28 protein-coding genes and 1 pseudogene are annotated in these 26,848 nt (G+C 40.8%); 8 read left to right on the top strand and 21 right to left on the bottom strand.

Going from position 1 to position 26,848, the window contains the following annotated elements; all coding sequences use genetic code 11:
• Positions 1-82: 82 nt before the first annotated feature.
• Positions 83-658: a hypothetical protein gene (locus GLW08_RS11005; protein WP_160848702.1), complete on the top strand. Its 576-nt coding sequence runs from the start codon at positions 83-85 to the stop codon at positions 656-658.
• Between the two features lie 42 nt (positions 659-700).
• Here the strand turns inward: GLW08_RS11005 and GLW08_RS11000 are convergent, their stop codons facing one another.
• From GLW08_RS11000 to GLW08_RS10975, 6 genes are all read right to left on the bottom strand, one after another.
• Positions 701-877: a hypothetical protein gene (locus tag GLW08_RS11000; protein ID WP_160848701.1), complete on the bottom strand. Its 177-nt coding sequence runs from the start codon at positions 875-877 to the stop codon at positions 701-703.
• 15 nt (positions 878-892) lie between these two features.
• Positions 893-1,195 carry a DUF5316 family protein gene (locus tag GLW08_RS10995; protein ID WP_160848700.1) on the bottom strand — a complete coding sequence of 101 codons (303 nt, stop codon included), beginning with the start codon at positions 1,193-1,195 and terminating at the stop codon, positions 893-895.
• Positions 1,196-1,430: 235 nt separating this feature from the next.
• Positions 1,431-2,246 (bottom strand): zinc ribbon domain-containing protein, encoded by an 816-nt coding sequence (locus GLW08_RS10990; RefSeq protein WP_160848699.1) that lies wholly within the window; start codon positions 2,244-2,246, stop codon positions 1,431-1,433.
• Between the two features lie 75 nt (positions 2,247-2,321).
• On the bottom strand, positions 2,322-3,797 hold the full coding sequence (locus GLW08_RS10985; protein WP_423808693.1) for a TcaA NTF2-like domain-containing protein: 1,476 nt from the start codon (positions 3,795-3,797) through the stop codon (positions 2,322-2,324).
• 201 nt (positions 3,798-3,998) lie between these two features.
• Entirely contained in the window at positions 3,999-4,889 is an 891-nt protein-coding gene (locus GLW08_RS10980) for a PP2C family serine/threonine-protein phosphatase (protein WP_160848697.1), read from the bottom strand.
• 152 nt (positions 4,890-5,041) lie between these two features.
• Entirely contained in the window at positions 5,042-6,247 is a 1,206-nt protein-coding gene (locus GLW08_RS10975) for a hypothetical protein (RefSeq protein WP_160848696.1), read from the bottom strand.
• Positions 6,248-6,520: 273 nt separating this feature from the next.
• On the opposite strand from GLW08_RS10975, the gene GLW08_RS10970 reads away from it, so the two are divergent.
• The 3 genes and pseudogenes from GLW08_RS10970 to GLW08_RS22420 all read left to right on the top strand — a co-directional run bounded on the left by GLW08_RS10970 (position 6,521) and on the right by GLW08_RS22420 (position 8,264).
• Positions 6,521-6,967 carry a DUF4064 domain-containing protein gene (locus GLW08_RS10970; protein WP_160848695.1) on the top strand — a complete coding sequence of 149 codons (447 nt, stop codon included), beginning with the start codon at positions 6,521-6,523 and terminating at the stop codon, positions 6,965-6,967.
• A gap of 259 nt (positions 6,968-7,226) precedes the next feature.
• Complete coding sequence (locus GLW08_RS10965) at positions 7,227-7,574, top strand: DUF3221 domain-containing protein (protein WP_160848694.1); 348 nt, start codon at positions 7,227-7,229, stop codon at positions 7,572-7,574.
• Between the two features lie 271 nt (positions 7,575-7,845).
• Positions 7,846-8,264: pseudogene (locus GLW08_RS22420) on the top strand (DUF6398 domain-containing protein).
• 109 nt (positions 8,265-8,373) lie between these two features.
• On the opposite strand, the gene GLW08_RS10955 reads toward GLW08_RS22420, so the two are convergent.
• A complete protein-coding gene (locus GLW08_RS10955; RefSeq protein ID WP_160848692.1) occupies positions 8,374-8,673 on the bottom strand; it encodes a hypothetical protein in 300 nt (99 codons plus the stop codon).
• 569 nt (positions 8,674-9,242) lie between these two features.
• On the opposite strand from GLW08_RS10955, the gene GLW08_RS10950 reads away from it, so the two are divergent.
• The 4 genes from GLW08_RS10950 (at position 9,243) to GLW08_RS10935 (ending at position 13,866) form a co-directional block, all read left to right on the top strand.
• Positions 9,243-10,685, top strand: coding sequence for a sigma-54 interaction domain-containing protein (locus GLW08_RS10950; protein ID WP_160848691.1), 1,443 nt, complete (start codon positions 9,243-9,245; stop codon positions 10,683-10,685).
• A 135-nt stretch (positions 10,686-10,820) separates the two neighbouring features.
• Positions 10,821-11,552, top strand: a complete 732-nt coding sequence (locus GLW08_RS10945) for an acetoacetate decarboxylase family protein (RefSeq protein WP_160848690.1) — start codon at positions 10,821-10,823, stop codon at positions 11,550-11,552.
• Positions 11,553-11,686: 134 nt separating this feature from the next.
• Positions 11,687-13,147, top strand: coding sequence for a sodium/proline symporter (locus GLW08_RS10940; RefSeq protein WP_160848689.1), 1,461 nt, complete (start codon positions 11,687-11,689; stop codon positions 13,145-13,147).
• Positions 13,144-13,866, top strand: a complete 723-nt coding sequence (locus tag GLW08_RS10935; protein WP_160848688.1) for an acetoacetate decarboxylase family protein — start codon at positions 13,144-13,146, stop codon at positions 13,864-13,866. Before GLW08_RS10940 ends, GLW08_RS10935 begins: the two co-directional genes overlap by 4 nt.
• Positions 13,867-13,952: 86 nt before the next feature.
• Here GLW08_RS10935 and GLW08_RS10930 read toward each other — a convergent pair whose 3' ends face one another.
• From GLW08_RS10930 to GLW08_RS10865, 14 genes are all read right to left on the bottom strand, one after another.
• Positions 13,953-14,129, bottom strand: a complete 177-nt coding sequence (locus GLW08_RS10930; protein WP_160848687.1) for a YegP family protein — start codon at positions 14,127-14,129, stop codon at positions 13,953-13,955.
• Between the two features lie 225 nt (positions 14,130-14,354).
• Positions 14,355-16,499 (bottom strand): carboxypeptidase-like regulatory domain-containing protein, encoded by a 2,145-nt coding sequence (locus tag GLW08_RS10925; protein WP_160848686.1) that lies wholly within the window; start codon positions 16,497-16,499, stop codon positions 14,355-14,357.
• Positions 16,477-16,812, bottom strand: coding sequence for a hypothetical protein (locus tag GLW08_RS10920; RefSeq protein WP_160848685.1), 336 nt, complete (start codon positions 16,810-16,812; stop codon positions 16,477-16,479). The genes GLW08_RS10925 and GLW08_RS10920 overlap by 23 nt, the downstream gene beginning before the upstream one ends.
• Positions 16,799-17,347 carry an RNA polymerase sigma factor gene (locus tag GLW08_RS10915; protein WP_237458429.1) on the bottom strand — a complete coding sequence of 183 codons (549 nt, stop codon included), beginning with the start codon at positions 17,345-17,347 and terminating at the stop codon, positions 16,799-16,801. Before GLW08_RS10915 ends, GLW08_RS10920 begins: the two co-directional genes overlap by 14 nt.
• Before the next feature lie 162 nt (positions 17,348-17,509).
• Positions 17,510-18,199 (bottom strand): LrgB family protein, encoded by a 690-nt coding sequence (locus tag GLW08_RS10910; protein ID WP_160848683.1) that lies wholly within the window; start codon positions 18,197-18,199, stop codon positions 17,510-17,512.
• Complete coding sequence (locus GLW08_RS10905) at positions 18,192-18,560, bottom strand: CidA/LrgA family protein (protein WP_237458406.1); 369 nt, start codon at positions 18,558-18,560, stop codon at positions 18,192-18,194. The genes GLW08_RS10910 and GLW08_RS10905 overlap by 8 nt, the downstream gene beginning before the upstream one ends.
• Before the next feature lie 113 nt (positions 18,561-18,673).
• The gene (locus GLW08_RS10900) at positions 18,674-20,857 is read right to left on the bottom strand and encodes a malate synthase G (RefSeq protein WP_160848681.1); all 2,184 of its coding nucleotides are present in this window, start codon (positions 20,855-20,857) and stop codon (positions 18,674-18,676) included.
• A gap of 50 nt (positions 20,858-20,907) precedes the next feature.
• Positions 20,908-21,078 (bottom strand): DUF1427 family protein, encoded by a 171-nt coding sequence (locus GLW08_RS10895; protein ID WP_160848680.1) that lies wholly within the window; start codon positions 21,076-21,078, stop codon positions 20,908-20,910.
• An 18-nt stretch (positions 21,079-21,096) separates the two neighbouring features.
• Complete coding sequence (gene mtnA, locus GLW08_RS10890) at positions 21,097-22,173, bottom strand: S-methyl-5-thioribose-1-phosphate isomerase (RefSeq protein WP_160848679.1); 1,077 nt, start codon at positions 22,171-22,173, stop codon at positions 21,097-21,099.
• 39 nt (positions 22,174-22,212) lie between these two features.
• Positions 22,213-22,821 carry a class II aldolase/adducin family protein gene (locus GLW08_RS10885; RefSeq protein WP_160848678.1) on the bottom strand — a complete coding sequence of 203 codons (609 nt, stop codon included), beginning with the start codon at positions 22,819-22,821 and terminating at the stop codon, positions 22,213-22,215.
• A gap of 12 nt (positions 22,822-22,833) precedes the next feature.
• Positions 22,834-24,273: an amidohydrolase family protein gene (locus GLW08_RS10880; protein WP_160848677.1), complete on the bottom strand. Its 1,440-nt coding sequence runs from the start codon at positions 24,271-24,273 to the stop codon at positions 22,834-22,836.
• A 14-nt stretch (positions 24,274-24,287) separates the two neighbouring features.
• A complete protein-coding gene (locus GLW08_RS10875) occupies positions 24,288-25,088 on the bottom strand; it encodes an MTAP family purine nucleoside phosphorylase (protein WP_160848676.1) in 801 nt (266 codons plus the stop codon).
• A gap of 18 nt (positions 25,089-25,106) precedes the next feature.
• The gene (locus GLW08_RS10870) at positions 25,107-26,003 is read right to left on the bottom strand and encodes a nucleoside phosphorylase (protein WP_160848675.1); all 897 of its coding nucleotides are present in this window, start codon (positions 26,001-26,003) and stop codon (positions 25,107-25,109) included.
• A complete protein-coding gene (locus GLW08_RS10865; protein WP_160848674.1) occupies positions 25,987-26,835 on the bottom strand; it encodes an ATP-binding cassette domain-containing protein in 849 nt (282 codons plus the stop codon). The genes GLW08_RS10870 and GLW08_RS10865 overlap by 17 nt, the downstream gene beginning before the upstream one ends.
• Positions 26,836-26,848: the final 13 nt, after the last annotated feature.

Below are 26,848 nucleotides of genomic sequence, written 5' to 3'. Positions count from 1 at the left end.
ACGGAGGGACAGGTTCCTCATCCCAAAAGCAATAAATGAGATGAGGAACCTGTCTCCTCGTCTCATTCAGGAGTGAACATTTATGCGGAAATGGATTGGCATTATCTTCTTTAGTATTGTTCTGATTGGAGCTGGATGGGTGGCATACCTGTTCTTCATAAAGGATTACGATACAGCCGATCAGCAAGTGGACGAGATTGTCGATTCTGAGTTCCAGGTAGAGATGTCAGAACAACAAACGAAGTCTAACAACGAGCAACAATCGGAATCCCCTTCAGACAAAAACACATCATCAGACGACAATCTAACTGTAAATGAAATCAAGCAAAATCATCAACCAGCTATCAATAAATTGGAACAACAAGCCCAATCAAAAATAGATGAACTAGCTAAACACGCCTTGGCAGAATATCAAAGGAAGAAAAACAACGGAGAGGATGTCTCCTACTCGTACTTTTATCAAAAATATAAGGAAGCCGCAGACCGCTTAGAATCTAATATGGATAGCGCCTTCAAGACTATCTATAGCTCCATGCAATCGAAATTAGCCGAAAATGGCCACAGCAAAGACGCCGCTTCTGAGGTGAAAGAAAACTACGAGCAAATGAAGGAGCGATGGAAGCAAGAGTTGAAGGATCAAGCAATGGAAGGCTTCTAAAGCGACGCGAAAAGGGTTCACTCTAGTTAGTGGACCTTTTTATTATTTCAATCGATTTAACAATAGGAAGAAAATATCGATCAACACACCAGCAATAACGCCTAAAAATATTCCCACAAATGCTTCGCTAACATTACCGTTCATGACATTTTTCAAATTTACGAATACCCCAATAACACCAAAAATGATGCAAAATATAGGTAAAGGAATAAATGCCATCGTTCCCCTCCTTTCTTACCCAGCTACATAACTAACGACAAACAGCACAATCAATAACCCAATATTCGGCGCACTAATCATCAACAACCTCGTAATCCAAGAGTCTTTTTTCTCCTTATCCTCTTCCATCTCCACTTTTTTATTAAACCGATACTGGTCGCCGCTCACAAAAATTCCAGTCAGTAACGCTACGCCTAGTAAAGGCCCGACACCACCTACACCAATGATGGTCAGCGCCATTTCCCAATCTTTTGTGTAGAAACCGTGGATCAAACCTACTAATGTAATAACCGAGCCGATACCTAGGTATTTAAGCATCACGCATCTCTCCTTTAATAGTTATACGATTTCATCCGTAATCCGTTTCATTCCTAAAGAACAAAAGCGCAATCGATTCGATGTTAACTTATCGTACGGAGACGACGGAAACATACTAGTCGGTGGGCTCTGGAGCTGGACGTGGTCCATTTTACACGAGCCAACATTTTTATAGCTCGCTATACGATAAAAAATCACTCCCCCATATGGAGAAGTGATTTTTTCTAATAGGATGTCACATTAAATAATTCATCTCTTCATAGAACTGCCGAAGATTTGAAATAAATTGACTTTCAGCGAAAAGCCATATCACAATTCCTATTCCAATATAAGTTAAAAAGGTACTGTACTGAGGATCTAATCCACCTGTATAGTCACGGTTGAGTGTTTGGAAACTGAACGCAATAGATGCAAACAATCCAAGAAAACCAAGTATCAAGAATATAGTGAATAACGAATAGATGTTAACTAGCAAGGAAAGGAGAGATAGAACTAATATAATAGCGGGAGCAATGAGATAGATTCCAAATAGCGTAACGACTTTTTTATAGGTTATGTTGGAATTGCTTAGTTTTATAAGTCCAAACATGATAACACTAACTATTGCGAGGAACAGAGTGAAATATAGAAACGGCTGAAGAAACATTTTTCCTAAGGGTACAGCTGCGCCTGCAAATTCTCCTAATACGCCCATTGTCCCAAGAACACTTCTCATTCCTACGTACAAAATAAGCGGAAACATTAGCGCATATAGAACCACAGAAATGACACCGTTCATCAATAAGCTTTCGTCTGCCGAACGAGCTGCTTTGGTCGGTTGGGTCCATATATCTTTTATAAAATTAAAGTAGTGACTCGTTGCTTCTTTTACAGCGTTTGGCTTCGCAGGATCATGTGTAACCTGTACATACCCTCCATCATTCGCTAGGACTGGCTTCGCTTCCTGCGTAATTTCAGAGATTCCTGTTACACCTTCCGCTACAGGAGTACCGCATTTACCACAGAACTTCCCACCCTCTAACGTGATCCCACAATTTGAACATGTATTCATATGTCTCCCCCTCTGGATGAAATATTTCCATCTCGCTTATGTACCTCTCTCCTCCTTTCATGAAATTCGATATTACTATAAATCTTTCGTTTCTGTATCACTTATATCAATTGTTTTTATCTTATAAACACCCTCTATCAACATAACTGTGTAGGTTTTATATCTGTCATATTCCATTTGCTGACCTTGATTGTTTGTAAAAATGAAGTTCTCAGCCGTTGATATCAGCGCTGTGTTTTTATTAACAATCTTACTATTTGTAACTTGATTCCTTGTAAAATTAAAAACGAACTCCTCCCCTTTAATGTCATTAATGTAGGCAAATAACTCCTCATAAGCAGATCCGCCGTCTAATAAAAAATTGGCAATTTTACTATAGTCTTTTGTATTTAACGCAGTCTCGTAATTATTTCGAAAGGTAAGCACATGTTGAATAGCTTGCTGTTCACTTATGGACGTTTCAACTGTTTCGCTGGTTTCTGTATTGGATTCCTCTTCTTTTTCATCCTCTTTCGATTTAGTCACTACCTCTGTTTGGGCTTCTTCTTTTTTAGGCTTAACAATGTCAATATAAAGCGCATCACTAGTGTGTTCATTCAAATTCAGCACTTGTGATTGAACCTTCTCTCCCTTACTAGAAGTCCATTCAGCATAAACTTCCGCACGCCCATTCGTCGGTAATGGTCCTAACTCTCCTTGAAAGTCAGCTATCCTCTTGTTCGTACTTTTCCCATTCAAAAACAAGATCGCATTACTCTCGTTTGTATCTAAGTAAAAACGACGAGAAGGAAAATGTAGTTCATATTTGGATTTTTGATTTTGAGAGGCCTCTACAGTAATTCTTTCTTCCATATTAAACTTTCCATATTGATTGGACGCAGTACCCACGATTGTGTATTCTCCAGGATATGCTGTAAGGAAGTCTGTATAATAGTCACCTGCCTGTATATCTATGGATCTGTCATCTATTGAAAAAGTAGAGTCGAAATTCGAGGATAATGCAATTTGATTCGGTATGGCTTCAATGCTATAGGTAAAATATAAACCTGGAATAATCGCTTCCCTTTTCACCACAAAAATAGCACCTCCATTAGGGTCCATTATGGGTGTATCAAAAAAATCCCCCTCTTCCGCTTCAACAGCTTCTACAAGTTGAGCTCGAAGTTGATCCCACTCTAGTTCTTTTACATACGTTAAGTACTGTTGCTTATCTAATAAAGCTGCTTCGTCTACTGATACCTCTTGAAAAAATGCACCACTGTCATTGTCTATGAGCGCCCTATCTACGGCTTGTATCGTCTTCATGGGATCAAATAATGATGTAAGAATAAAATGAGTGCCTATTAACAAAACCGCAACAATTCCTAACGTAGCTAGAATAAACTTGTTTTGCTTGGACATAGGTTGCTTAGGTCGTTGAGCCCTATAAGGCGCATTTGGAATGATTTCTTTTTGTTTAGGATTAGGATTAACCTCTCTCTTAGTCCCGCACTCTTCACAATACATTTGATCCTCTTTCATAGGATGACCACACTCCGTACAAAAGTTCATCACTACACTCCCTCCAATTTACCACTACATCTATGACAATATTAGAAGGCATAGGAATTATGACTCAAATTCTAGTTGTTTGGAAATTAAAAAAAGGTTCAAGCTTCCTGAGAACAACGTATATGCTGGGGCCTACACTTAACAATTTCCCGACAATAAAAAAATCGCTCCTCCTATAATGGAGAAGCGACTATTACCATTCTATTCTATTAACTCAATCAAAACCCCAGTCTTATCATCCGCCTGCTTCAACCGAGGATACCGAATACATGCAGGATCCTCTTTTTCAAGATGATTTACCTTTTCCTGCAACTTCTCTAGCCCATGATCAAATGCATAAGTTGCGGTCTCCATCCAAACTTGCTGGCCGTTGGCTTTGCTATCAGGGAGCTGAAGTCCGTCGGAAAGCATGAGAATTCGTGTCGCGTTATGTAAGTAGAGCTTTCCATGCTCCATGAACTGTTCGGCATCCTTGCTTCCATCGATGATGCTGTAGCCATGTTTTTTATTAATGTTCGAACGGTTCCGCTTCAGAATCGGCATATTTTTTTCACGAATATCCCTTAAGGCTTGTTCAATGCGATCCTCTGACCATGTATTTGGATTTTCTCCAGGCTCCAACAGCTCATCCCATGTTTGTTCCACAGAAGCGATCGTGACGCTATCAAATTTGGACACATGATCATACGTCACGCATCGGATATCATTGTTACTGTATTCGATAAACAACATACAATCCCCAGTATGAGCGAACTCCATTTGACCGGATTCATACAGTTTAATGGCCGCCATACCGCACGTGCTACGATCCTGACGGGGAACGTTATCAATATGGTCATGGCCGTTTTGCTCCGCATTTCTTTTGCCTACTTCCTGATTAGCTCGTGTTACCTCTTGAAAAAGAGTGGTGCCGCTCTCCGAAGTATCCAGCGACTCCTTCATCGTAGCTGAAGATAGCTTGCCAGGAAGACCACCTATCCCAGTTGCCCCGTCGATAACAGCAAAAATACCAGCTTCTTCATTCAGGACATAGGCATCTTCGTTCTCCACACCAACGCCGTGTTGGTAGTGAATCGTGTAGTGCTTGATCATGTAGCCCCACCTCATTTCTAGTACATACTGACTTAAGTATAAACGATAATAGCAAACAGGTGCCAGGGTGGGATGCGGGGACAGGTTCCTCGTCCCAATTTGAGATACAGGGACAGGTTCCTCGTCCCATTTCTTCATCACATCACCGCAAACTAGTTTTCTATCATGAATGGCATGAACACGCCATTTTTCATTTTTTTCCCTTTCACCGATAATACCTCGTCATCGATATATAGCGTATAAGACGCCCCTGTTTCATATCCTCCCTTAGGGGACTGAACCACCACTCGATCAGCACCTTCAAGGTTCACGTTCACATCTATCTTTTCTCCATTATCCTTTTTTACATAGACGGTTTTACTATGAACAGACTCCTCATCTAAGGCTGTATTAAGCTGAATCACCCAGTTATGATTCACACCAACATTCTTTTTCGATTTGTACAATATAAAGGCATCTTCTTCATATGAGATCGGTTCCTTATCGATTTCTGTCCAACTATTATATTCATGAACGGCAAACCCATTGAAGCTGGATGCATCACCGTAGTGGTTGGCTACTTTTCCAAGTACGTCATTCATTTGTTGTTGTCCCAGCTCATAAAAGGTCAAATAGGCAGGGTTCATATCCTTCGTCTCCACCCCAACTTCCACCTTTGTATTCAGCTTATTGGCATACTCCGTTTCATGCTCAATCAATGGAATGATTCCATTTTTACCTTCCACAAAATTTCGGTAAGCCAAAACCGTAATACCATCCGTATTTCGGATAACCCAATCGCTTAGGCGCCCTTTACCATTTTCGTTATCAAATGATACACCATCAAACCAAAAGGGAAGATCCGATTCAAAAGGAAGATTCAGCGCAGCAGCCTTTTTACGAAACGATTTTAAGATAGCTTGATATCTAGTAATGGCCTTTTGTTGATTTGTGTCCCACATGGCATGAGCATGAGGTTCCACATCAAGATGAATACCTGTGAACTGCTGAGGCTGACTTGCCTCTTTTTGATACTTTTCCAACCAATCCATGAACAACGAAGCTCGTTGATTATCTATTTCAACCCAACTAGGTGATCCTTCTAACGCATAAACATCCATCCCCTTTTTACTAGCTTTCTGAATGAACGTTCTGTATTCAACTTTTGAGATATCCCGGTTCACTTGAAGATAGATTTTCTGTACTCGTTTTGATTCTAACTCACGAAATAACTCCTCTTGGTGATCAACGATCTGATACGTTCTCCACACCCAAGTGCTATAAGAGGAACGATAATCCCGTTTTTCCCCATGTATCGGTAAACCTCCAACAATCATAAATGACAAAAACAAACATACTATTATTCTGTAAAACATCACATCACACGTCTCCCCTTCATCATCGTACTTTCTTTATATCGGCTTCTAGAGGGGTGTTCTCCATGGTTGTTTCGCCTCAGATGAAGGGTGAGACGCAGGGACAGGTTCCTCGTCCCAAAGATTCAGGAATATGCAATTCTCTTTTCCAAATTAGCACGATGGGGTCTGACGCCGTTGAAGGAAAGTTGGTAAATGCTGTTATTATGTTCAAAAGCCGGTGCCATGATATAGTAGAGGGAGTTATGTTACATGTTTGATAGAGGAGGTTTATGGATGAGTCGAAAAGCAGAAATTATCATTACTATTATAGGCATGGTCATGTTCACAGGATTACTAGGCCTAAGCATTATTTTCTTAAGCGTGCAGGGCAATCCTGAATTTCAGCAAATGCTTCAAGAGTCGTTAAATGAAACGTACTCCCAAATGGAAGGTGGACAGACGATTGACCTGAATGAAATGGCTAATATGATTAGTAGTTTTACTACGTATGTATTGGTTGCTTCCTTAATAGGAGTAGGATTAGGCGGCCTGTCTATCTTTTTACTAAAAGGGAACAAGAAGCCAAAAACTAGCGGCATCATTTTGATTGTGACAGCTGTTATCGGCACCATTGCTACATTATTCCTTAGCTTCTTTGGCGGCATTGCTTATTTGATCGCTGGAATTATGGCATTGGTCAGAAAACCAAAAGTTTCCGAACCAGAACCAGTTGATGTTTAAGTGAGACGGAGGGACAGGTACCTCGTTTCATTTAGTAATAGGTTAGGGACACAAGCGGTAGTATCACTGCCTCTTGTGCCCTTTTTTTATTAAACTTTCATGGGTTAGATAGCATACAAAACCAACGAAATAAAGCTAAATGAATGATTGAATAAAATGTGCTCTAACACAAAATATGGAAACGTATGATACACTTTAAACATCTAAGTTCAATGTGTTTTGATATGTGTGATGACTATTTTATAAGGAGGTCATTAATTTGAAAAAATTGATTCCCTTCATTCTATTTGCTTTTGTTCTGGGATCTTGCGGGCAATCTACACATCAACAGGAAGGAATCGTTGTGCAGAAGAAAGATGATGTGAATAATCTTACCGAAATATTATTGATACCGAACATAAGTGAAGATGAGATCTCTAACAAAAATGCTGAAGAATTAGAAGATATAGCTAAAAATAGTAACGGTGCTTACTATCATTTCCCAAGGGGTGAGTACAAAAATTTAAAGGTTGGCACAAAGATAATAGTGTATTGGGATGGATCTCAATCAGCATCGAGTCCTCCTTTGCGTACAGCAGATAAAATAAAAGAAGTATCTACTCAGTAGATGAATATAAATGGACCTCCTATGGTTGGAGGTCCATTTTTTTATAAAAATCTATCATGCTCAGAGACCATCTTTAAAAAATGAGACGAGGGACCTGTCCCTTCATCCCATTCTTTTCACTCAAACAATAGTATCAGTAAAGACGACAAGCGAAGCAATCATCTCGTCAGAAGTCTTATTTCCCGCTCTCCATTGGATAAGCTTCTCAAAAACTTCTTCAAGAGCTTCTCTCTACTGTATGTATTTGAACAATTAAATCAACGGGAATTTCATGAAGAGAACATCATGCTTGTTGATGAAGAATCAATTGACCAAGCGTTTGTGTCGGAACCAATACTTAACTGACGAATACGCAGAGATTAGTAAAAAACTTATCGAGAAAATGGCTAGAAAAAGAGAGGTTCCTTTCTCGAGGGGAAAAATTAAGAATTGGGCTGCTGGGTCATTCATGCATTAGCTACAATCAACTTTTTATTTGATAAAGATAATGATTCTTATGTTTCACTAGATGTAGTTTTAGAATATTTCGGAACAAAACAAAACACTACTTCTCAGAAGTCGAAACAAATTCGAGAGAAGTTTAAATTAGGGTATTTCCACCCAGACTTCACCATACAAGCAGTAGCACAAGACAATCCATTCAATGATATGCAAGTGATTGATGGGGTTATTGTTCTAAAGAGACAGTAGAGATAAGTTCACTGCGCTCTCCTCCAAGGTGATATGAAGGGACAGGTATCTCTTCCCATTCAAAATAAAAACCTCCAGTAACTGGAGGTTTTTCACTTCCTATGAGGATTTACATATCTATGCCATCATCATAGTTCTTATCCCAATATTTATCGCCTTTGTGCTCAAAATCTTGGGCAGTTTTTTCTAATACTTGAATCATCATCCGCTTCGTATCAGCAATGTTGTCCCGAAATTCTTTTTCCGTGTCTGGATTTGGATCAGCACCATGAGCTGCATTGGTAGCAATCAATTTACGATGTTCCTCTGAGTAGTTATCCAATGCCTCAAACACATGGTCTGTATACACCGCGATATCCTTGTGACCTTCTGGTAATCGTTGTGCAATTTCCTCAATTCTCTTTCTCACAACAGTCATCTCCTCTTTGCAACATTACTTATATTTCTATCACACTTCAATTATAATTTTTTTCAGACTATTCTATCAATATGTATTGAAAGAAAAATGGGATGCGGGGACAGGTTCCTCGTCTCACTCTACAAAGCTCAAAAAATAGATCTCCCTGTAATTATTACTGGGAGATCTGCTTACTTGAACCATATTTCTTTTCACATTGTCTTTGCAGTCGTTCTTATCTTATTAACGTAACCTTCCGTAGAAGCTCCAACGATAGCACCATTGGATGCTTTTCTCTACCAACGCCACCTTCCAGTAGTGTCTTTGTAGAGATTAATAGAATCTGCGTAAGCCGACATTGTTTCGTTTCGCGTCCTTGATTCACTCCTGATATTTGGTCGGGGGGACCACCTCTTTGTCTCCCTATTTTCATTTATCGTTCTTTCAACTCATTTTGGGATGAGGGACCTGTCCCTCCATCCCAAAATGAGACGAGGGACCTGTCCCCGCGTCTCATCTTCTCCCATGTCCCTCCTTTCCTACTTCATGATATAGTAAACAAAAAGAAAGGATGGTCTAGTATGGGATACCGTTTTACTAATTCACAAATTTACGAGCAAGTGATCGAGACGTTGAGGGAACGTGTAATCATTGTTGATGCGGATTTGACGTTTTTTTACATGAATAAGGCTGCGGAGCATATTGGATTAAACCCTGAGAATGTTATTGGAAAATCATTATTCTCTGTTTTCCCCAACCTTAGTAAGTCAAATAGCACCATCTTAAAAGTGTTGGAATCAGGTCAGTCAATAATAGATAATGTTCAAACGTTCATTACATATAGAGGAGAACGAAAAACTACGCTTACGTCGACTTACCCGATTTATGAAGATAACGTCATTGTAGGTGTATTCGAGGTGTTTGAAGACGTCTCTGCCCTTCATGATACTTCTGAACGCTTAGTACATCTTCAACAACAACAATCTGAATCCCAGAACAAGAAAAATCCATACAAGATCTCAAGTACAGACCATTTCATAGGTGCTACGCCTGAAATACAACAATTGAAGGAGAAAATCCCCGTGTACGCTAAAAGCACATCACCAATTTTTTTATATGGTGAAACGGGTACTGGGAAGGAATTGGTTGTTCAAGCTATCAAGAATTCTTCGATGGAAAAAAATGCTCCCTTCATTGCTCAAAACTGTGCTGCCATTCCAGAAAGTTTGTTAGAGGGTATTTTATTTGGGACGGTGAAAGGTAGTTTTACTGGAGCTGAGGATAGACCAGGTTTATTTGAATTAGCTGATGGAGGTCTCCTCTTCTTAGACGAGATCAATTCCATGCCTTTATCGTTACAGGGAAAATTATTGCGTGTTCTTCAAGATAAAAAAGTCCGTAGAGTGGGTGGCTCAAAAGAGATTTCCGTATCTTTTCGATTGATTGCAGCAACCAATGTTCCCCCCAAGGAATTGCTACATAAAAAGGAATTGCGAGCTGATTTATATTATAGATTAAATGTCCTTTATCTTGAATTACCTCCATTGCGGAATCGAAAAAGTGATATTCCATTACTAGTTGATCACTTTATAAACCTCTATAACGATGAATTGCAGAAGAGTGTCATAAAGGTTGATGAGGAAGTGATGGATTATTTTTATAACTACAATTGGCCTGGAAACATTCGTGAATTAAGAAACATGATTGAACGAGCGATGAACCTTACTACATCTAGCATTATCCAGAAAGAAGATATCCAAGTGGATGAGATTGTCTCTCTTCCCCCTCAAACTACTTCAGAAGATTATGTAAAAAACGACCGGAATACTACACTACAACATGAAGTGAGAAAACTTGAAATCGACCTTATTACGAAGCAGTTGTCTACAACAAATGGCAACATCTCTAAAGCAGCTAGAAATTTAGATATACCACAACAAACATTGAGTAATAAAATCAAGAAATACAATTTAAATTCGGAAGTGTATAAGCAAAAGATGAAAAACCTACCCAAAATTGAGTAATTACCCATTTTCATATAAATGATGTGAGTTATGTAGATATTAAATTTTCTTAAAATTCCGTCAAATCAACACTCTTTATGTTGGCACGTTTTTTGCATATAAGGGGGTAACAGATTAGAAAGGGGAGAATGAATAATGAAATCCTATGAGTATTCGATTTTACCGGAGTATGCTCCTTTATACTCCAAACTACCGTATCACTATAAAAACTTTAAAAAGGTTAGTGCTTTTTGCAAGGCAGACAAAACGAAACTCCAGCAATTTTTGCCAAAAGAATTCGAAGTAACATCAGACGTGTTCGAAGTATTTGTTCTACAAAATGATTATGTTGAAGGTCTAGATCCCTATTCTGAAGGTGGGCTTGTGATTCCATGTAAGTATAAAGAGTTAGACGGAGCGTGCATGGCATTTGAATATGTTGATACAGATGATGCCCTTTGTGCTGGTCGAGAAATTTGGGGTTATCCGAAGAAATTAGGCGAGGTCACGTTCCATCAAACAGATGACGAAGTATATGGAAGCATCAAACGTAAAGGTAAAACCATCCTTGAAATTCAGTTCAAGAAAGAAGAGCTAGATTTTGAACCCCCTGCCCTTTTCCCAAGATTGCAGGTAAAACGCATGCCCCACCCAGAGGTTTACGGAACAGATATTAACTGGATCATCCGAAATGAATTCGAAAATGCTACATTCCATGAAAAAAAGACAGGCTCTGCTACAGTAAATTGGGAACATTCTGATGCAGATCCTTTGGCGGAACTCGGCGACGTGTCCGTAATAGGTGCACAATACGTAGTCGGTGATTTCACCTTATCTTACGGTAATGTTCTAGAAAAATTAGAAGGCTCTTCGAAAGTGAAGCTTTAAAATATAAAAAAGGAGTGAGGTTGTATGCAAAATGAGGCGTTAATCTGGTTCTTTTATGTCATTACACCGGTAGGCAGTATGCTCCTTACGATTCTTCTCGTCAATCTAAATAAACGAAAGGGTGACAAAGCAAAATGATTATTACCTTTCTTTTGTACCTAACCCTTGTGTTCGCGATTGGCATCATGGCAGAAAGATTTATAACAAAAAGTGAAGAAGGCTATTACTTGGGAGACCGAAACTTTGGTCCAGTAGCTACAGCAATCAGCGCTGGCGCTACGGATACAAGCGGGTGGATTTTCATAGGTGCAGCAGGGTACGCCTATGCAGCCGGAATTTCTACGATGTGGATGTTGCCAGGATTCGTTGCTGGGTATTTTATCAATTGGTTTATCGTTGCACCTAAGCTTCGGGAATCCGGAAAAGATACAAACGCGTTAAGCCTTGCTGATTTTTTCGGTAAAAAACTAGGTGATAAAACAAATCTTATCAAAATTACCGCAAGCATCATTATTGCAATCTTTTTCATTGCTTATATGGCATCACAATTAACCGCTGCAGGGAAAGCACTAGATTCTATTCTAAGTATCCAATTTAATACCGGACTTGTTTTGTCTGCTGCTTTCGTAATCGGCTACGCTATATTTGGTGGCTACCGTTCTGTCGTATGGACCGATGTTACACAAGGGATAATCATGCTAGCGGTTTTAATTATTTTCCCTTTGTATATGATTCTCGGACAATTGGGTGGCTTCGGAAAATTTTTTAAAACACTTCAATCCATCGATCCCATACTGCTATCGACAGGTGGTGGCTCAACAGGAGCAGCAGCTTTCGGTGTCATTGTAGGTCTAGTTGGCTTTGGGCTTGGAGAACCTGGTCAACCCCATATCGTCCAACGTTTCCTATCTGCAAAAGATGAAGCAAGTGTAAAAAGTGGTACCATCATCGCTATGTTCTGGGTAATTGTCGTGATGACTGGTTCTAACTTACTCGGATTAATCGGGCGTATTTTAGTTCCATCAATTAATGATCCAGAGTATGTATTCCCAAACTTAACCCTGGACACCATGCACCCTATACTAGCCGGAATAGTATTAGGGGCTATTTTTGCAGCTATTCAGTCCACGTTCTCATCTCAGCTAATGGTAGCAACACAAGCATTGGCTAGTGATATTTTGAAATCTGTGGTCAAAAAAGACTTCACCAATAAGCAACTAGTAAAAATAAGCCGTTGGACCATGATTGGCTTAGGATTAGTAGCTACTGGAATAGCTTTAATGAACATCGAAGCTGTATTCACACTAGTCTTGTATGCGTGGGCAGGCTTAGGAGCTAGCTTCGGACCACTTCTCATCATGATGCTTTATTCAAATTTCGTTACAAAATGGGGAGCGTTTGCTGGTATGGTATCTGGTGCAGTTATCACGATAATCTGGAAAGAAACTCCTTACGCTGCTTATTTGTATGAGTTAATTCCAGGTACAATTGCCGCTATCTTAGCCATTGTTATCGTCAGTAAACTCACACCCCATCAACCAAAAATCGAACAATCACCTGAATCAAACCATATAAAAGAACAGGAGGTCACATGATGAAACACAACAACATGCCGGTCCATGCACCACTTTATCCCTCACCTTTTGTACCATATGAGTGCATGGATCAAAAATCCATCTTTGCGTACCTTCGAGTGGACGAAACGGTTATCAAGCGTTATCTAGAAGATACTCCATTTGACTATGTGGATAATATCCTATTTGTGTCGATAACCGATTTTTCCAATTGCGATAAAATCCCATACATGGATTGTGCATTAACGATTCCTGTGAAATATGATGATACGTATGGTGGCTACTTTTTATATGAATACGAAAACCATGATGCCGCCATTGCAGCAGGAAGAGAGTTATGGGGATATCCAAAAAAATACGCTGACATTACCTTAGATCACAATGGCGCTAACGTAACAGCAAAAGCAACAAGATACGGAAAAGAAATTATCCGATTGGAATGTAACCTCGAGGAGACAATTGAAAAAATACCAGATGCAACACTAACTCCTCACCTAAATATCCATGCATTCCCAAACCCTAATAAACCAGGAATACACTCGACGAGAATTACATCAAGAGACACATCACCAGATTTCCAAACAAAAGAAAAGTACCTAACGAAAGTAACCGTCCATTTGCAGGGACTAGAAACAGATCCATTAGGCGACTTGCACCCCTTTGAAGTCTTAGGCGGAGGCTTCACGATTGGTGACTTCTATGCCACAGAAGAAAATGGCTGGGGGCACGTGATTGGATAAATGGTGGATGGGATGCGGGGACAGGTTCCTCGTCTCACTCTACAAAGCTCAAAAAATAGATCTCCCAGTAATAGTTACTGGGAGATCTATTCATGAATGCTTACTTCAACCATATTCCTTATCGCATTGTCTCTACAGTCTTTTTTATTAACATACCCTTCCGTTGAAGCTCCAACAATAGCACCATTGGATGCTTTTCTCTGCCAACGCCACCTTCCAGTAGTGTCTTTGTAGAGATTAATAGAATCTGTGTTTGCTGACATTATTTTGACCTCCTTGCGTCCTTTCCAATATTCAGAATTTATTTTCCCGCTATGATAGGTACCAAAACAAAAAAGATCCACTAAACCAATTATGGTCAGTGGACCTTCATCCTAGCAAACCACCTCTTCGTCTCCCTATTTTCATTTATCGTTCTTTCAACTCATTTTGGGATGAGGGACCTGTCCCTCCATCCCAAAATGAGACGAGGAACCTGTCCCCGTATCTCACTCCAGGGTATCAAAGAACTCGCTAAGTGGTTCGTTGTCGAGTTGATCTACCCATTGTTTAAAGGAGTGATGGCCGTCTGATGTGTAGCGATCCAGACCCTCTTGGAACAGCTCTTTTGTCTCCGCTGATTCCTCAACCTGGCTTCGAATCCCTTCTAGTCGCTGTACCCAGTTGACGCTTCTCAAGCTTCTTTCTGGGTACTTCTCTACAATCTGCTTCGCTTTTTCAAAATTACCTGTTCTATGAAGCTCTAGCATCGCATAGCTCAAGGAAAAGCGGTTGCTTCCGTCTTCCTCGAGGGAGTTAAGAAAATAGTTCTCAGACTCATCATCGTTGCCCATTTTCATCGAAACGATGGCATATTTGCCCCAATCATAGCCATCCCACGCGTGCCTACTCTCGTCTTGCTTCTCGACATACTTCCTATACCGTTCCCAGTCTCCTTCCAGATAGGCATGGGTGGCGAGTTGGTGCCAGTAGTTTTTCAAATCTGTGCGTTCTGCTAATTCCTTCAGATACGGCAATGCTTTTTGGAGTTGCTCGTACCGAGACATATCCCGGTTGGAAGAGATGATTTCATAGAGCATACGCTGACTGTGCAGGTCTTCCGGATCCTGCTTTAGTTTTTGTTTATATGCAGCGAAAGCTTCGTCCATTTTTCCATCTAATAAAAGGTTGTCCGCTTCCTTTAGGGTTTGCTTTTCATAATGAAAATAAGGAATCTGCGCTGCGTGCTCCTTCGATAATCGGAAGCCGTTGCTGCTGGTGAGGATTTCTCCTTGCTCATTATAAGCATCCACATACCAGTACATATCAACGTTTGGGTTGCTCAATCCGAGTAAACTTTCTGGAGCGATTTTTCCTTCTCCATCACCAGTGGAGGTCCAAACTGTACCAAATGATTGGAATAAAAATGCTTGCTTCGACATCTCGAACGCATTGCTTTCTATGTGTTCGGATGCAGTAGAGGTAATGCCTCCGCCTTCAAATTGAATGCCAAAATGGAGCTGATAATACGCCGCTTGCTCGACAGGCTCCCATGAAAACTCCACCTTGTCCCCTTTTACTGTTTGGTCATTAATGGGCGAATTAATTTTGATAAGAGAAGGTAGCGTGATGTTCCTTTTCATATCGGATTTCACGTTTAACCACTCATCGGACTCAACCGGCCATGTGTACCCATCCACTTGTTCAAGCGTCATTGCCAGCATCAATTGATAGTCCCCTTTAGGAAGAGCTTCAATTTTAAAATGACCTTGTTCATCTGTGATTGCGCCAGGTGACTGTTTTTCCGTAAAACTGTTGCCTTTTCTCTCAGGATTTACGAGAAAAACTTTTGCGTGGGAAAGCGGCTCCCCTTCCTCTGTTTGAAGTTTCCCTTGATAGGTTACAAGATTTTCACCGTTCTTCCATGCTTCTAGACGGTCCTGGATGGATTTGAGGACAGCATGATTCCGCTCCAGATATTCCATCCCTTTCGTCAACTTCTCGTAAGCCTCATCCAGTTGACCTGCATCCATCAAAAGCTTTGTTTGCCGTTTTAAAAGTTCAGCGTAATGGTATCCTTTAACTTCATACGGCTTTACCTTGTTCAACTTTTCCAGAGCAGATGCAGGGTGTTGGTAGGATTCCACAAGTAATTTTTGCACCTTAAACGTCTGGTATCCATCTGTATCTTCAGGTAACGCGTCCATCCCTTGATTCAGAATATTTGTGGCCTCTTCCCAGTTTTGCTTCTTCTCATAATATTTCGCCAGTTTTTCCACCGCTTCCTTATAGTAACCATTTTGAGGAGGAAGCTTTTTCTGTTCTGGAATTTCCTCTATATATTCACGAATATACGGAATCCATTCCTCGTTCCTGTTTTCGCTAGAACTTGTCAATTCTGTGCTACCCGGAGATTTGTACACATCATAGGGCTTAATTTGAAACAAGCTTATGATGTCTTTTTCAATCCGTTTCCACCGTTCTTCATCCGATAAATTGCCATCTTCTAACTGTGCTAGGAGATCCGTTTTTTCCGATTGTTGAGCATTGGAATTAGACACGTTAGGTGACACGACGAAAATAAATAACGCTACTAACCCAACAAAGCCAGTCAGAACAGCTATTAAATGCTTAATCTTCATTTTCACGCGCATCGTGTTTCACCTCCATGTAAGAGCTTTTCCAGTACACGCTCCCACCGCGTTCGATCAGTTCATCGGTGTCATGAACAGTGGGGTGTTCTTGGTTATTGGATAAGAAAAAAGGCGGGAACGTCAACGAAGCAAATAGTAAAAGACTTGCTGTTGCGGCTGGGACGAGTGGGACTTCAACTTCTTTGTTCAACCACGCTTGTAACCGCTGTTTCTTGGTGGAAGGCTTAACTTTTTCCAGCACTTGGGCTTGGGATTGGAATGTGACATGCTCCAGTTCCTGATCCACCTTTTGCTGAACGTTACGTCGCTTCATCGATCGTCTCCCCTTTCTCTAACCGATCGCGGAGTTGCATCCTCGCTCTGCGCAATCGACTTTTTATCGTGGATTTTTTCACGTTTGTGATCTCTACCATTTTTTCTAGCGAGTAATCGTGGTAATAAAATAGAATGATAACTTCGCGATAATGGTGGTCCAGGCTATGTATGTGCTCCACAAGTGACTCGCTTTTCTGCATTTGAACGACCAGCTCTTCAGGCGAATCATCCTCACCTGACTCGACATCTCTTTCACTGGGGTCAAACGGCAAAAACGGAAACCGAAACCGCTTCGTTCTGATTTTCGATCGACACTGATTGAGGACGATGGTCATCAGCCAACTTTTGAGCTTCGATTCATCCTGAAGCTGGTGAATCTTATCAAACACTTTCACAAAACCATCCTGCACAATCTCTTCAGCCAATTGCTGATCCTTCACCATGAGATAAGCGCTTCGAATTAATTCGTTCCCATACCGATTCATTATGTACTGCAGCGCTTCCTCATCCCGTTGCCGCAACCGCTCCATCATATTCTCCAAGACACATCGCCCCCTTTCCAACTACTCCTACTTATACTGATGAGGTACCTAACAAAAAAGTTGCACGTTTGTTAAGAATTTTTGGGACGGGGGGGACAGGTCCCTCGTACCATTTGGGATGAGGGACCTGTCCCCCCGTCCCATACCCCCACCTCACAACAAAAGGTGAATCAAAAATGGACTTATGATAGAGATCATAATAGCTGAAAGAATCATAGCTACGGTACTCACAGCCCCTTCTTCTTCGCTATTCTCAAATGCCTTTGAAGTTCCGATTGCGTGAGACGCACTTCCCATGCCAATTCCTTTGCTAAGAAAGTGATTGATCCGAGTCCATTTGAAAAGGTGAGGACCGAATAAGGCTCCACAAATGCCAGCGAAAATCACAAAAACCGCAGCCATTGAAGGTACACCTCCTAAAGATTTTGCCACGTCCATTGCGACAGGAGTAGTAGAATTTTTAGCAACAATCGAATAAATTATAAACTCTTCAAAATTTGCCCACTTTAATAATAATACTGCAGATGCTACCCCGAAGATCGCTCCAACTAACACTCCAGATATAATCGGAACAAAATGCTTAGAAAGGATCTTCCTTTGTTTATAGAGAGGATAGGCTAAGGCCACAACAGCAGGCCCTAAAAACCAGTCAATAAAGGCTCCCCCTACCATATAAGTGTCATAAGATATCTTTGACACTAGTAATATACTACTAACAATTATAGTAGAGAGGAAGACCGGCAATAATAATGGAAAGCGAAAGCGCTTATAAAGCTTTGTCGATCCCACATATACCAGGAACGTAAGCAAAACACTCAGAATCGCTAAAAATTCATTATTCATAGTGCTCACCTTTTTTCCGATTCATTAATTGTGTGGTTATTCCTGAAAAAAATGCGACCACACCTGTACTGATAAATACAATCAAAATCAGTAGAAGTCCTTTCCCTGCTAATAAATCTAAGTATTGAATGACACCAACTGTTACAGGAATAAACAATAGAGGAAGATGGTTCACTAGCAAAGAAGCCCCTTTGTCAATCCAACTTACTTTAATACCATTGATCAAAAGTGTGATTAGAAGAAGATTCATTCCAATGATGCTTCCTGGTATAAATAGGTTCGTCGCTTCCTGAACCCAAGTACCGATGTAATAGTAGAATGTTAGCACCAAAATATGAAAAATGGTCTTCAATATACTCAATTCCATCCCCTCCCATTTCATGAATTATGTAATAAAGCAAAACTCCATTGTAAGACCACTATATAAAAGTAAAGAACCACTACCTTCGAAAAGGTAGTGATTCTTGATTATCTCTAATAGAGCTTCAAAATCGCTTTTGCTTTTGCTTCAGCTCGACGGCGGTGAAGAATTGGTTCCGTATAACCATTAGGCTGGTTAACTCCTTCAAAAACAAGGTCACATGCTGCTTGGAATGCAACAGAATGATCGTAGTCACCCGACATTGGAACATATTCAGGATCTCCCTCGTTTTGCTTATCAACCACTTTTGCCATTCGTTTCAACGTCTCATACACTTGTTCTTCTGTTACAACACCTTGGTGTAGCCAATTGGCCATATGTTGACTCGAAATCCGAAGAGTAGCTCTGTCTTCCATTAACCCGACATCGTTAATGTCTGGAACCTTAGAGCAACCAATCCCTTGTTCAACCCAGCGAACCACATAGCCAAGAATACCTTGGGCATTGTTGTCTAGTTCTTGTTTTATTTCTTCGTCACTCCACTCAGTGCTTTGGGTAATAGGAATTTGGAGTATTTCATCTGTTCGATCTACAGAATTTGTCGCCAATGTTTTCTGTACTTCTTTCACATCAATCGTGTGATAGTGAATGGCATGTAAGGTAGCAGCTGTTGGGGATGGTACCCAAGCTGTGTTTGCCCCTGCAAGCAATTGGCCACCTTTTTGGTCCATCATCTCCTTCAGACGGTCTGGCATGGACCACATCCCTTTTCCAATTTGTGCGTGCCCCTGTAATCCAGTGGCAAGACCTGTCGTTACATTTGATTGTTCATATGCTTGTAACCAGGTGGAGCCCTTCATATTTGCCTTACGTATCATTGCCCCCGCATTCATAGAAGTATGGATTTCGTCTCCTGTACGATCAAGGAAACCTGTATTAATGAATACGATTCGTTCTTTCACTTTACTGATACAATTCTTCAGATTAAGTGTAGTACGTCGCTCTTCATCCATAACACCGATTTTAATGGTGTGACGATCCAACCCAAGTAAATCCTCTATTCGATCGAATAGAGAGTTAGCAAATGCGACTTCCTCTGATCCATGCATTTTTGGTTTCACTATATAGATGGAACCTTTGGAGGAGTTTTGTTTCCCTCCGTTTCGCAGGACGTCATGCTTTCCAATCAGACCTGTAATCACTCCGTCCATAATTCCTTCAGGAACTTCTTGACCATCTTCATCTAGAATAGCATCCGTGGTCATAAGATGGCCTACGTTTCTTATAAACAGGAGCGAACGACCATGAAGCCTTTTCTCTCCCCCTTTTGGAGATTTATAAACACGATCTTCATTTAGGTTCCTAGTAATCGTTTTACCGTTCTTGTTAAAGGTTTCAGATAACGTTCCTTTCATCAATCCTAGTAAGTTACTATAAACCTTCTCCTTGTCTTCAGCATCCACTGCTGCTACGGAATCTTCACAATCCATAATTGTTGTTGTAGCAGATTCCATCAGGATATCCTTCACCCCAGCTTGATCTGACTGGCCGATTGGATGGGTTTTATCAATCTGGATTTCCATATGAAGACCATTGTTATTAAATAATATAGCAGTCGGTTCTTCAGCGGAACCTTGATAGCCCACAAATTTCTCTGGCTCCTTTAGTTCTCTCACACTTCCATTTGACAGTGTAACGACTAGATTCTCATCCTTAACTTGGTAAGCTACTCCGTCTTTATGAGATCCACTTTGTAATGGAACCACTTGATCGAGCAACTCCTTACTATAATCAATCACCTGGTACCCTCTAAGTGGATTGTAAGCATCGCCCTTTTCACAGCCATTCTCTTCACTGATAATATCAGATCCATACAATGCATCATAAAGACTTCCCCAGCGAGCATTCGCTGCATTTAGCGCATATCTAGCGTTATCTACAGGTACCACCAATTGCGGTCCTGATTGCGTTGCGATTTCATCATCCACATTTTTAGTCGTTACTTGAAAATCCTCTACTTCTGGTTCTAAGTAATGTAACTGTTTAAGAAATGCTTTATATTCATCGAAGTCAAAAGATTCATGATGATCTTTATGCCATGTATCCAGTTCATTTTGAATCGTTTCCCGCTTCGCTAGTAATGCTTTATTTAATGGTTTGAAATCATGAATGAGTTGTTCAAAACCTTCCCAAAACACTTCTTGTGAAACTTCTGTGCCTGGTAGTGCCTGTTCATTTATAAATGTGTAAAGATTCTCTGCCACCTTTAGGTTTCCTACTGCGCGATATTCCGTCACTGCTTATCCTCCTTCGCTTCATTTATCTATGTGCTAATCATACCTATTTGCTATAAAAGCCGGTACGCTACTAATTCAACAATTTTACCGCCTACATAGACACCAGCTACCCCCAGCACCCCCGCTAGAACGGGTGGCGCTGGTAGAGGTAGTTTAATAAGTTTAAAAACAATCCCAATGACGATTCCAGCAAGCAAGGCAAGGAGTGCTTCTCTTACCATGTTAGACCTCCATATAGGTTATTTTTGAAGGAAGCTCTCCTTTTGCAACAATTCCTTCAAATTGGTTTCATATGGCGCTTTAAATACACCTTTTTCGGTAATAATACCTGAAATTAACTCATTAGGAGTGATGTCGAACGATGGGTATAACGCCTGCGTCCCTTCTGGAGCAATCGCGCTTTTGTTAAAATGAGTCACTTCATCAGCTGCCCTCATTTCAACTTCAATATACTTCCCGCTTTCTGTGTCAAAATCAATCGTATGACTTGAAGTAGCTGTATAGAAAGGTATGTTGTGCTGGTGTGCGGCTAACGCATGCATGTAAGTACCAATCTTATTGGCTAAGTCACCATTAGCTGAGACGCGGTCAGATCCGACAACCACTTTCTGTATCATCCCTTGGCTCATACAAAAACCAGACATGCTATCGGTAATTAACGTATAAGGAATACCAAATTTCTTTAATTCGTAGGCTGTAATTCTAGCCCCTTGAAGGTAAGGACGCGTTTCACATGTATAAACATGAATCTGTTTCCCTTGTTCATGAGCTGCTCTTATGACTGATAATGCACGTCCCCCATACCCAGAACCACCTAAGGCTCCTGAATGACAATGGGTCATAATCGTGTCACCATCCTCAATAAGAGAAGCTCCATGCCTTCCTAACTGATATTCGAACTCCAATTGCCTCTCCAGAATCTCAACCGCTTTTTTTTCTATTTTTGAGATAACCTCATCTCTTGGTCCATTGACAACAGTCAGCATCTCATCCACAGTTTTCATCAAATTAACAGCGGTTGGACGTGTGCTTTTCAAGAGGGCACCTGCTTCTCTGATCTCTTTTGCATCCCCTTGTGACCTGAGAGCAGCTAGTAAAACTCCATATGCTCCACAAATACCAATTGCACCTGACCCACGAATCGTCATTGCCTTAATCGCCTCAGCCAAATCTTCAACTGTAAATAGAGTGTACACCTCTTCTTGAAATGGAAGTTTTTTTTGATCCAACACTTTTAAAGCGTTATTCTCGAACCAAATCGGCAAGGCAAGCTGTTCACTTTTCACACGTTCGACAAACTGTTCTATTAATCTCATATAACCTCTCCTTAGTCAGTAATAAAAAGTAATTCGAAGTTAATTCGTCACTGGCGTTTGTACAGTGGCTTTCAGTTGTGACACAATGAACGCTTGCTTCGCAGTTGCTTCTGCAAGATCGACAACATTGTACGCTTCTTCTAGCGTTTTTCCTACAGAGCATACACCGTGATCTTTCATAAGTGAGATTCTGATGTCTGGGTATTTGGTAAAGACATCCGTTACAAAGCTTGCTAGCTCTTGCGATCCTGAAGGAGCCTCATCAGCTACAGGAACATGACCTAATAACTTTCTCGCCGTAACGGTCGGTAATGGCAGCTCCATCCCTAAGCAAGCATAACCAATTGCATAGTTAGGGTGGCAATGGACTACTGCATTTACATCTGGTCTTACTTTATAGATGCCAAGATGAAACCCGATTTCTTTGGAAGGCTTTCCTTGCCCTTCAACGACTTCTCCATCCATATCCACAATCAAAGCATCCTCAAGACTGACCTCGCCTAAACTCACTCCGCTTCTTTTAATCAGAACATGATCAGTACCAGGAATTCGAACACTAATATTTCCACCAGTTGCTTGTGTATAACCTTTTTCATAGACTTTATGAGAAACATATTCCAGTTCTTTTTTTAATAGATGAAGATTCATAGTATTAGCCTCCTATAGATTGAAATCGTTATAATATTGTTCAAAATATGGCTTAAGTACCTCTGCAAACTCCAAAGCTTCCTTACTATTTGTGAGAATTTGTTGATGTCGTTTCTGGGCTTGCTCCATAACTTGTTGCTCATCAAACGTTAGAATTTTGTTATTTCGTAACACCCACTCACCTTTAATCATCACCGCTTCTATTGATTGGCCATTTTCATGAAACACAAGTTGGGAGTGAAGATTATGAAGAGAGGTCCAGGCTGTTGTTTGTTTTGTAAGAAAAACAAGATCAGCATCGTATCCTTCTTCGATTTTGCCACGATGGTTGTCATCCCCCATAATCGACGCTCCATCAACAGTAGCCATTTTCATTACATCTTTCGCCCCAGGCCATTTTGTATAATCCGGTGTATCTAAGCGATGAAGCATCGCTGCTAGTCTCATGGTTTCAAAAAGGTTGTGCGAAGTTCCACAATTAGAGGCATCTGTCCCAAGCCCAACCTTCATTCCTTTTGTAATCCATTCCATGATGGGAGCTTTTCCACTTCCTAGTATCATGTTGCTAGCTGGATTATGAATCATTTTGACACCTCGAGCTTGCATTTGCTCGACTTCCTTCTCATTCATCCATATTGCATGAGCTACAGAGAGGCGTTCATTCAATAACCCCGCCTCATTCAGTAATCCAATAATCCCACTAGGGAATGCCTGATCTCCCATCTGTTTTTGGATAGAGGTTTCAAGCAAATGGGTATGCACCTTTACGTCATGAGTAGCACTTAACTCCCTACAAAGAGCAAGCATCTCAGATGTACACCGCTGAGGAGCATTGGGTCCTAACTGGATGTGTATTCGCTCATGCTTTTTGTGCCATGTAGAAAGGAGAGATTCATAGAGTTCCCTCATTTCTGAGACACTTTTCGGAGGATTTTCTTCCAGTTTCGCTTTTATATGATTTGGTAAAGGAACACGTAGAAATTGGTGATCCGGAACATCATGCATCATTGGTGCAAAGGATACTTGGAGGCCTGATTTTTCATAAGCTTCCAGAGCTGGGTTGACTTTTGATAGGTGCGGAAAATGATCAAGGCAACCCGTCACACCTGCGCGAATCATTTCGGCGGCCCCAAGTAGTACCGCTAGATAAATATCCTCATCGGTAAGAGAATGTCCATATGCCACTGTATATAAAGACCAAATTTCAAGAGGAAAATGATTCTCTGTTCCTTTTAATAGATTGGAATAAGAATGATAATGGGCATTTGTCATGCCAGGCATAACAATTCCCCATTCCATATCAATGACTTCCTCTATCCCTTCTACTGAAAGAACCTCATCGTAAGAAAATACCTTCTTAATCTTTCCATCTTCAATAAGAAGATGGCCCTCTACTACATCCTGGTTGGCGGTCATGGTAACGAGGTGGGCGTTCTTAATTAAAATAGCCACGTTTTACAAACCTTCTACTTTGAAGTCTCTGCCAATTTATTTAGTTTATCCCGACGTGCAGCAATCGCTCGATTGTACGCTTCATGAGCAATAGAAGGTTGGTTCTCTGAAATCAATTCAATCGTCTTAAGGAAGAGGTCTTTCAATGTTTGTTGATTATCTTTTACTACATTTTTATGGGTATCTAAATCTGGTGGCACATCTGTTGTACCTGCTGCAAGATCAGTTGAAATGGTCACAACTGCATAAGCAATACCGAGCTCTCTCGCAAGAGCAGCTTCAGTTCCATTGGTCATGCCGACAACATCCATGCCCCAGTTTTTGTACACGTTAATTTCTAAGGCTGTTTCATAGCGAGGCCCATCCACACAAATGTAATTAGCTGTTGGAGTCAAGCTGAGCTCCAATTGTTCTGCCGCATCCAGGAAGTTCTGACGAAGATTCGGGCAATAGGGTTGTGTCGTCTCCACAGAATACTTACTGTACGTATTCGTCCGATTGGTAGTCACATCCATGAATTGGTCAAGCAAGGCAAGAGCTCCGACTGGGATATCAGGATTTAACGAACCTACCGCACACATGCTTATAGCATGGTCTATCCCTAGTTCCTTTAGTGCCAACATATTAGCGCGATAATTGATTTCATGTGCTAGACTATCGTGATGTTTTCCATGCCTTGGTAAGAAATAGATCTCTTTATCTGCATGAATTCCTTTGTACACGACAGCTTCCCCGTATTCGTTCTGAATGGATATCTCTTCCATCCCCTCAACTAAATCGTAAAACCCTGTACCTCCAATAATTCCTACTTTCATCTTCATTCCTCCCACATGTTAATTTGGTGTAACTGCTTTTCCTTCTGTCCCTACTACTTCTTTTTCATTATTCAATAAGGATGGATAAAAATATGGTTTACCTGAACGTTTTTTCAGTTCATCCCAATGATTCAATATCTTCACTGCCTCTGTTGCAACAGCAATCGATTGATCAACACCTGCTCCTTTGTATTCAAACTCATCTCTCACTCGATTGGCCACTGCTGTAAAAATCGCCCCTGCACGTAGTCTGAATAAGCTACTCAGTGTAAGAACCGTAGCGGCTTCCATTTCGAAATTCAACACGCCTGCTCGTTGCATATCACTCATAATGGTTTGCATCCAGCTTTGTTGAAAGTTATTGTATCCTGGTCTCCCTTGCCCGCAGAAGAAAGATGCTGCCGTATAGCCGATACCGACGTGATATTTCACACCCAGCCGCTCTGCTGCTTCTATGAGTGCCATGACAACTTCTTGATTGGCCACAGCTGGATATTTATCATCCACGTATTGATCAGAAGTTCCATCACTTCGAACCGCTCCAGCGCAAATAATCAGATCTCCCGGGTCTATGTCTTCTTGCATTGCCCCACAAGTACCTACGCGGATAAATGTGTCGGCACCAATTTCGGCAAGCTCTTCTAATGCACTGGCCGTAGAAGGTCCACCAGCACCTGTAGAACAAGCCGAGATATTCACTCCCTCTACATCTCCTGTATAAGTAACATGTTCACGATACGTAGCAATATGTTCCTTCGTATCCCAAAGATCTGCCATTTTTCCTACTCTGTCTGGGTCGCCTGGTAGTAGCACATATTTCGAAACGTCACCAGGACGGCAACGAATATGATATTGAGATTGATCAGCTGCTTCTGGTCGGTTTGCTTTTGATTTCCACTTAAGATCCTGTTCCAATTGTTACATCCTCCTTTTGATTGGCTTCCATTTCTTTCAAAACCGAATCGATGGTCAAATAAGTTTGATCTTGCCTAATGCTTGAAAGCTTACTCGCAAAGGTAGTGATTTGAGGTGGTTGCAGTCCTGCTAGCTCCATAATGCCTTTATCCGCAAATACTTGATCTGCCTTATCATCAGCAATTTTCTCGCTTTGGTGCATAACTATGGTACGACAGTTTAGTTCACCAATTAGGTTCATATCGTGTGTAATCAATACCACGGTATGGCCATGTGCTTTAAACATTCGAACCAGATCGAGAACTCGTTTACACCCTTTATGATCCTGTCCTGTTGTTGGTTCATCCAACACAATGACCTTAGGAGATACAGCCATAATAGAGGCCATGGCTACTTCCTTTCGCTGACTTGAGTTAAGATCAAATGGGTTGTCATCAAGGCAATCGTGTAGCTCAAATAATTCAACAGCCTTTTTCACTCGCTCTTCCATTTCCTCTTCATCCATCTTTAGGTTCTTGCATCCATAAGCTAATTCTTGGCGTACGGTAGATAGAAAGGTTTGATGGTTAGGATTTTGAAAAACATATCCTACGAGGCTTGATAGTTTTGAAATCTTTTCTTTTTTCGTATTTAACCCACCAACCTGGATCTCACCTTTTGTAGGTTTTAATAGCCCATTAAAATGCTTAACCAGTGTTGTTTTACCAGAACCGTTACTACCTAGAATAGCTACAACTTCACCTTCATAGATATCAAGGTTGATATCTGTAATGGCTTTCACTCCATTTGAGTAAACATGGGACACATTGTTGATTGAAATATAGGATTCCACTCTAGCCACCTCC

The sequence above is a fragment of the Pontibacillus yanchengensis genome, assembly GCF_009856295.1.
Lineage (GTDB): Bacteria > Bacillota > Bacilli > Bacillales > BH030062 > Pontibacillus > Pontibacillus yanchengensis_A.
Note: the sequence above shows the minus strand (reverse complement) of the source record. Positions and strands in the feature narration are given on the sequence as shown.

Excerpts from the sequence above, each read along its gene's own strand:
- GLW08_RS11005 (WP_160848702.1), top strand. The coding sequence starts at position 83 with ATGCGGAAATGGATTGGCATTATCTTCTTTAGTATTGTTCTGATTGGA.
- GLW08_RS11000 (WP_160848701.1), bottom strand. The coding sequence starts at position 877 with ATGGCATTTATTCCTTTACCTATATTTTGCATCATTTTTGGTGTTATT.
- GLW08_RS10995 (WP_160848700.1), bottom strand. The coding sequence starts at position 1,195 with ATGCTTAAATACCTAGGTATCGGCTCGGTTATTACATTAGTAGGTTTG.
- GLW08_RS10990 (WP_160848699.1), bottom strand. The coding sequence starts at position 2,246 with ATGAATACATGTTCAAATTGTGGGATCACGTTAGAGGGTGGGAAGTTC.
- GLW08_RS10985 (WP_423808693.1), bottom strand. The coding sequence starts at position 3,797 with ATGAACTTTTGTACGGAGTGTGGTCATCCTATGAAAGAGGATCAAATG.
- GLW08_RS10980 (WP_160848697.1), bottom strand. The coding sequence starts at position 4,889 with ATGATCAAGCACTACACGATTCACTACCAACACGGCGTTGGTGTGGAG.
- GLW08_RS10970 (WP_160848695.1), top strand. The coding sequence starts at position 6,521 with ATGAGTCGAAAAGCAGAAATTATCATTACTATTATAGGCATGGTCATG.
- GLW08_RS10950 (WP_160848691.1), top strand. The coding sequence starts at position 9,243 with ATGGGATACCGTTTTACTAATTCACAAATTTACGAGCAAGTGATCGAG.
- GLW08_RS10945 (WP_160848690.1), top strand. The coding sequence starts at position 10,821 with ATGAAATCCTATGAGTATTCGATTTTACCGGAGTATGCTCCTTTATAC.
- GLW08_RS10940 (WP_160848689.1), top strand. The coding sequence starts at position 11,687 with ATGATTATTACCTTTCTTTTGTACCTAACCCTTGTGTTCGCGATTGGC.
- GLW08_RS10935 (WP_160848688.1), top strand. The coding sequence starts at position 13,144 with ATGATGAAACACAACAACATGCCGGTCCATGCACCACTTTATCCCTCA.
- GLW08_RS10930 (WP_160848687.1), bottom strand. The coding sequence starts at position 14,129 with ATGTCAGCAAACACAGATTCTATTAATCTCTACAAAGACACTACTGGA.
- GLW08_RS10925 (WP_160848686.1), bottom strand. The coding sequence starts at position 16,499 with ATGCGCGTGAAAATGAAGATTAAGCATTTAATAGCTGTTCTGACTGGC.
- GLW08_RS10920 (WP_160848685.1), bottom strand. The coding sequence starts at position 16,812 with ATGAAGCGACGTAACGTTCAGCAAAAGGTGGATCAGGAACTGGAGCAT.
- GLW08_RS10915 (WP_237458429.1), bottom strand. The coding sequence starts at position 17,347 with ATGATGGAGCGGTTGCGGCAACGGGATGAGGAAGCGCTGCAGTACATA.
- GLW08_RS10910 (WP_160848683.1), bottom strand. The coding sequence starts at position 18,199 with ATGAATAATGAATTTTTAGCGATTCTGAGTGTTTTGCTTACGTTCCTG.
- GLW08_RS10895 (WP_160848680.1), bottom strand. The coding sequence starts at position 21,078 with ATGGTAAGAGAAGCACTCCTTGCCTTGCTTGCTGGAATCGTCATTGGG.
- mtnA (WP_160848679.1), bottom strand. The coding sequence starts at position 22,173 with ATGAGATTAATAGAACAGTTTGTCGAACGTGTGAAAAGTGAACAGCTT.
- GLW08_RS10885 (WP_160848678.1), bottom strand. The coding sequence starts at position 22,821 with ATGAATCTTCATCTATTAAAAAAAGAACTGGAATATGTTTCTCATAAA.
- GLW08_RS10875 (WP_160848676.1), bottom strand. The coding sequence starts at position 25,088 with ATGAAAGTAGGAATTATTGGAGGTACAGGGTTTTACGATTTAGTTGAG.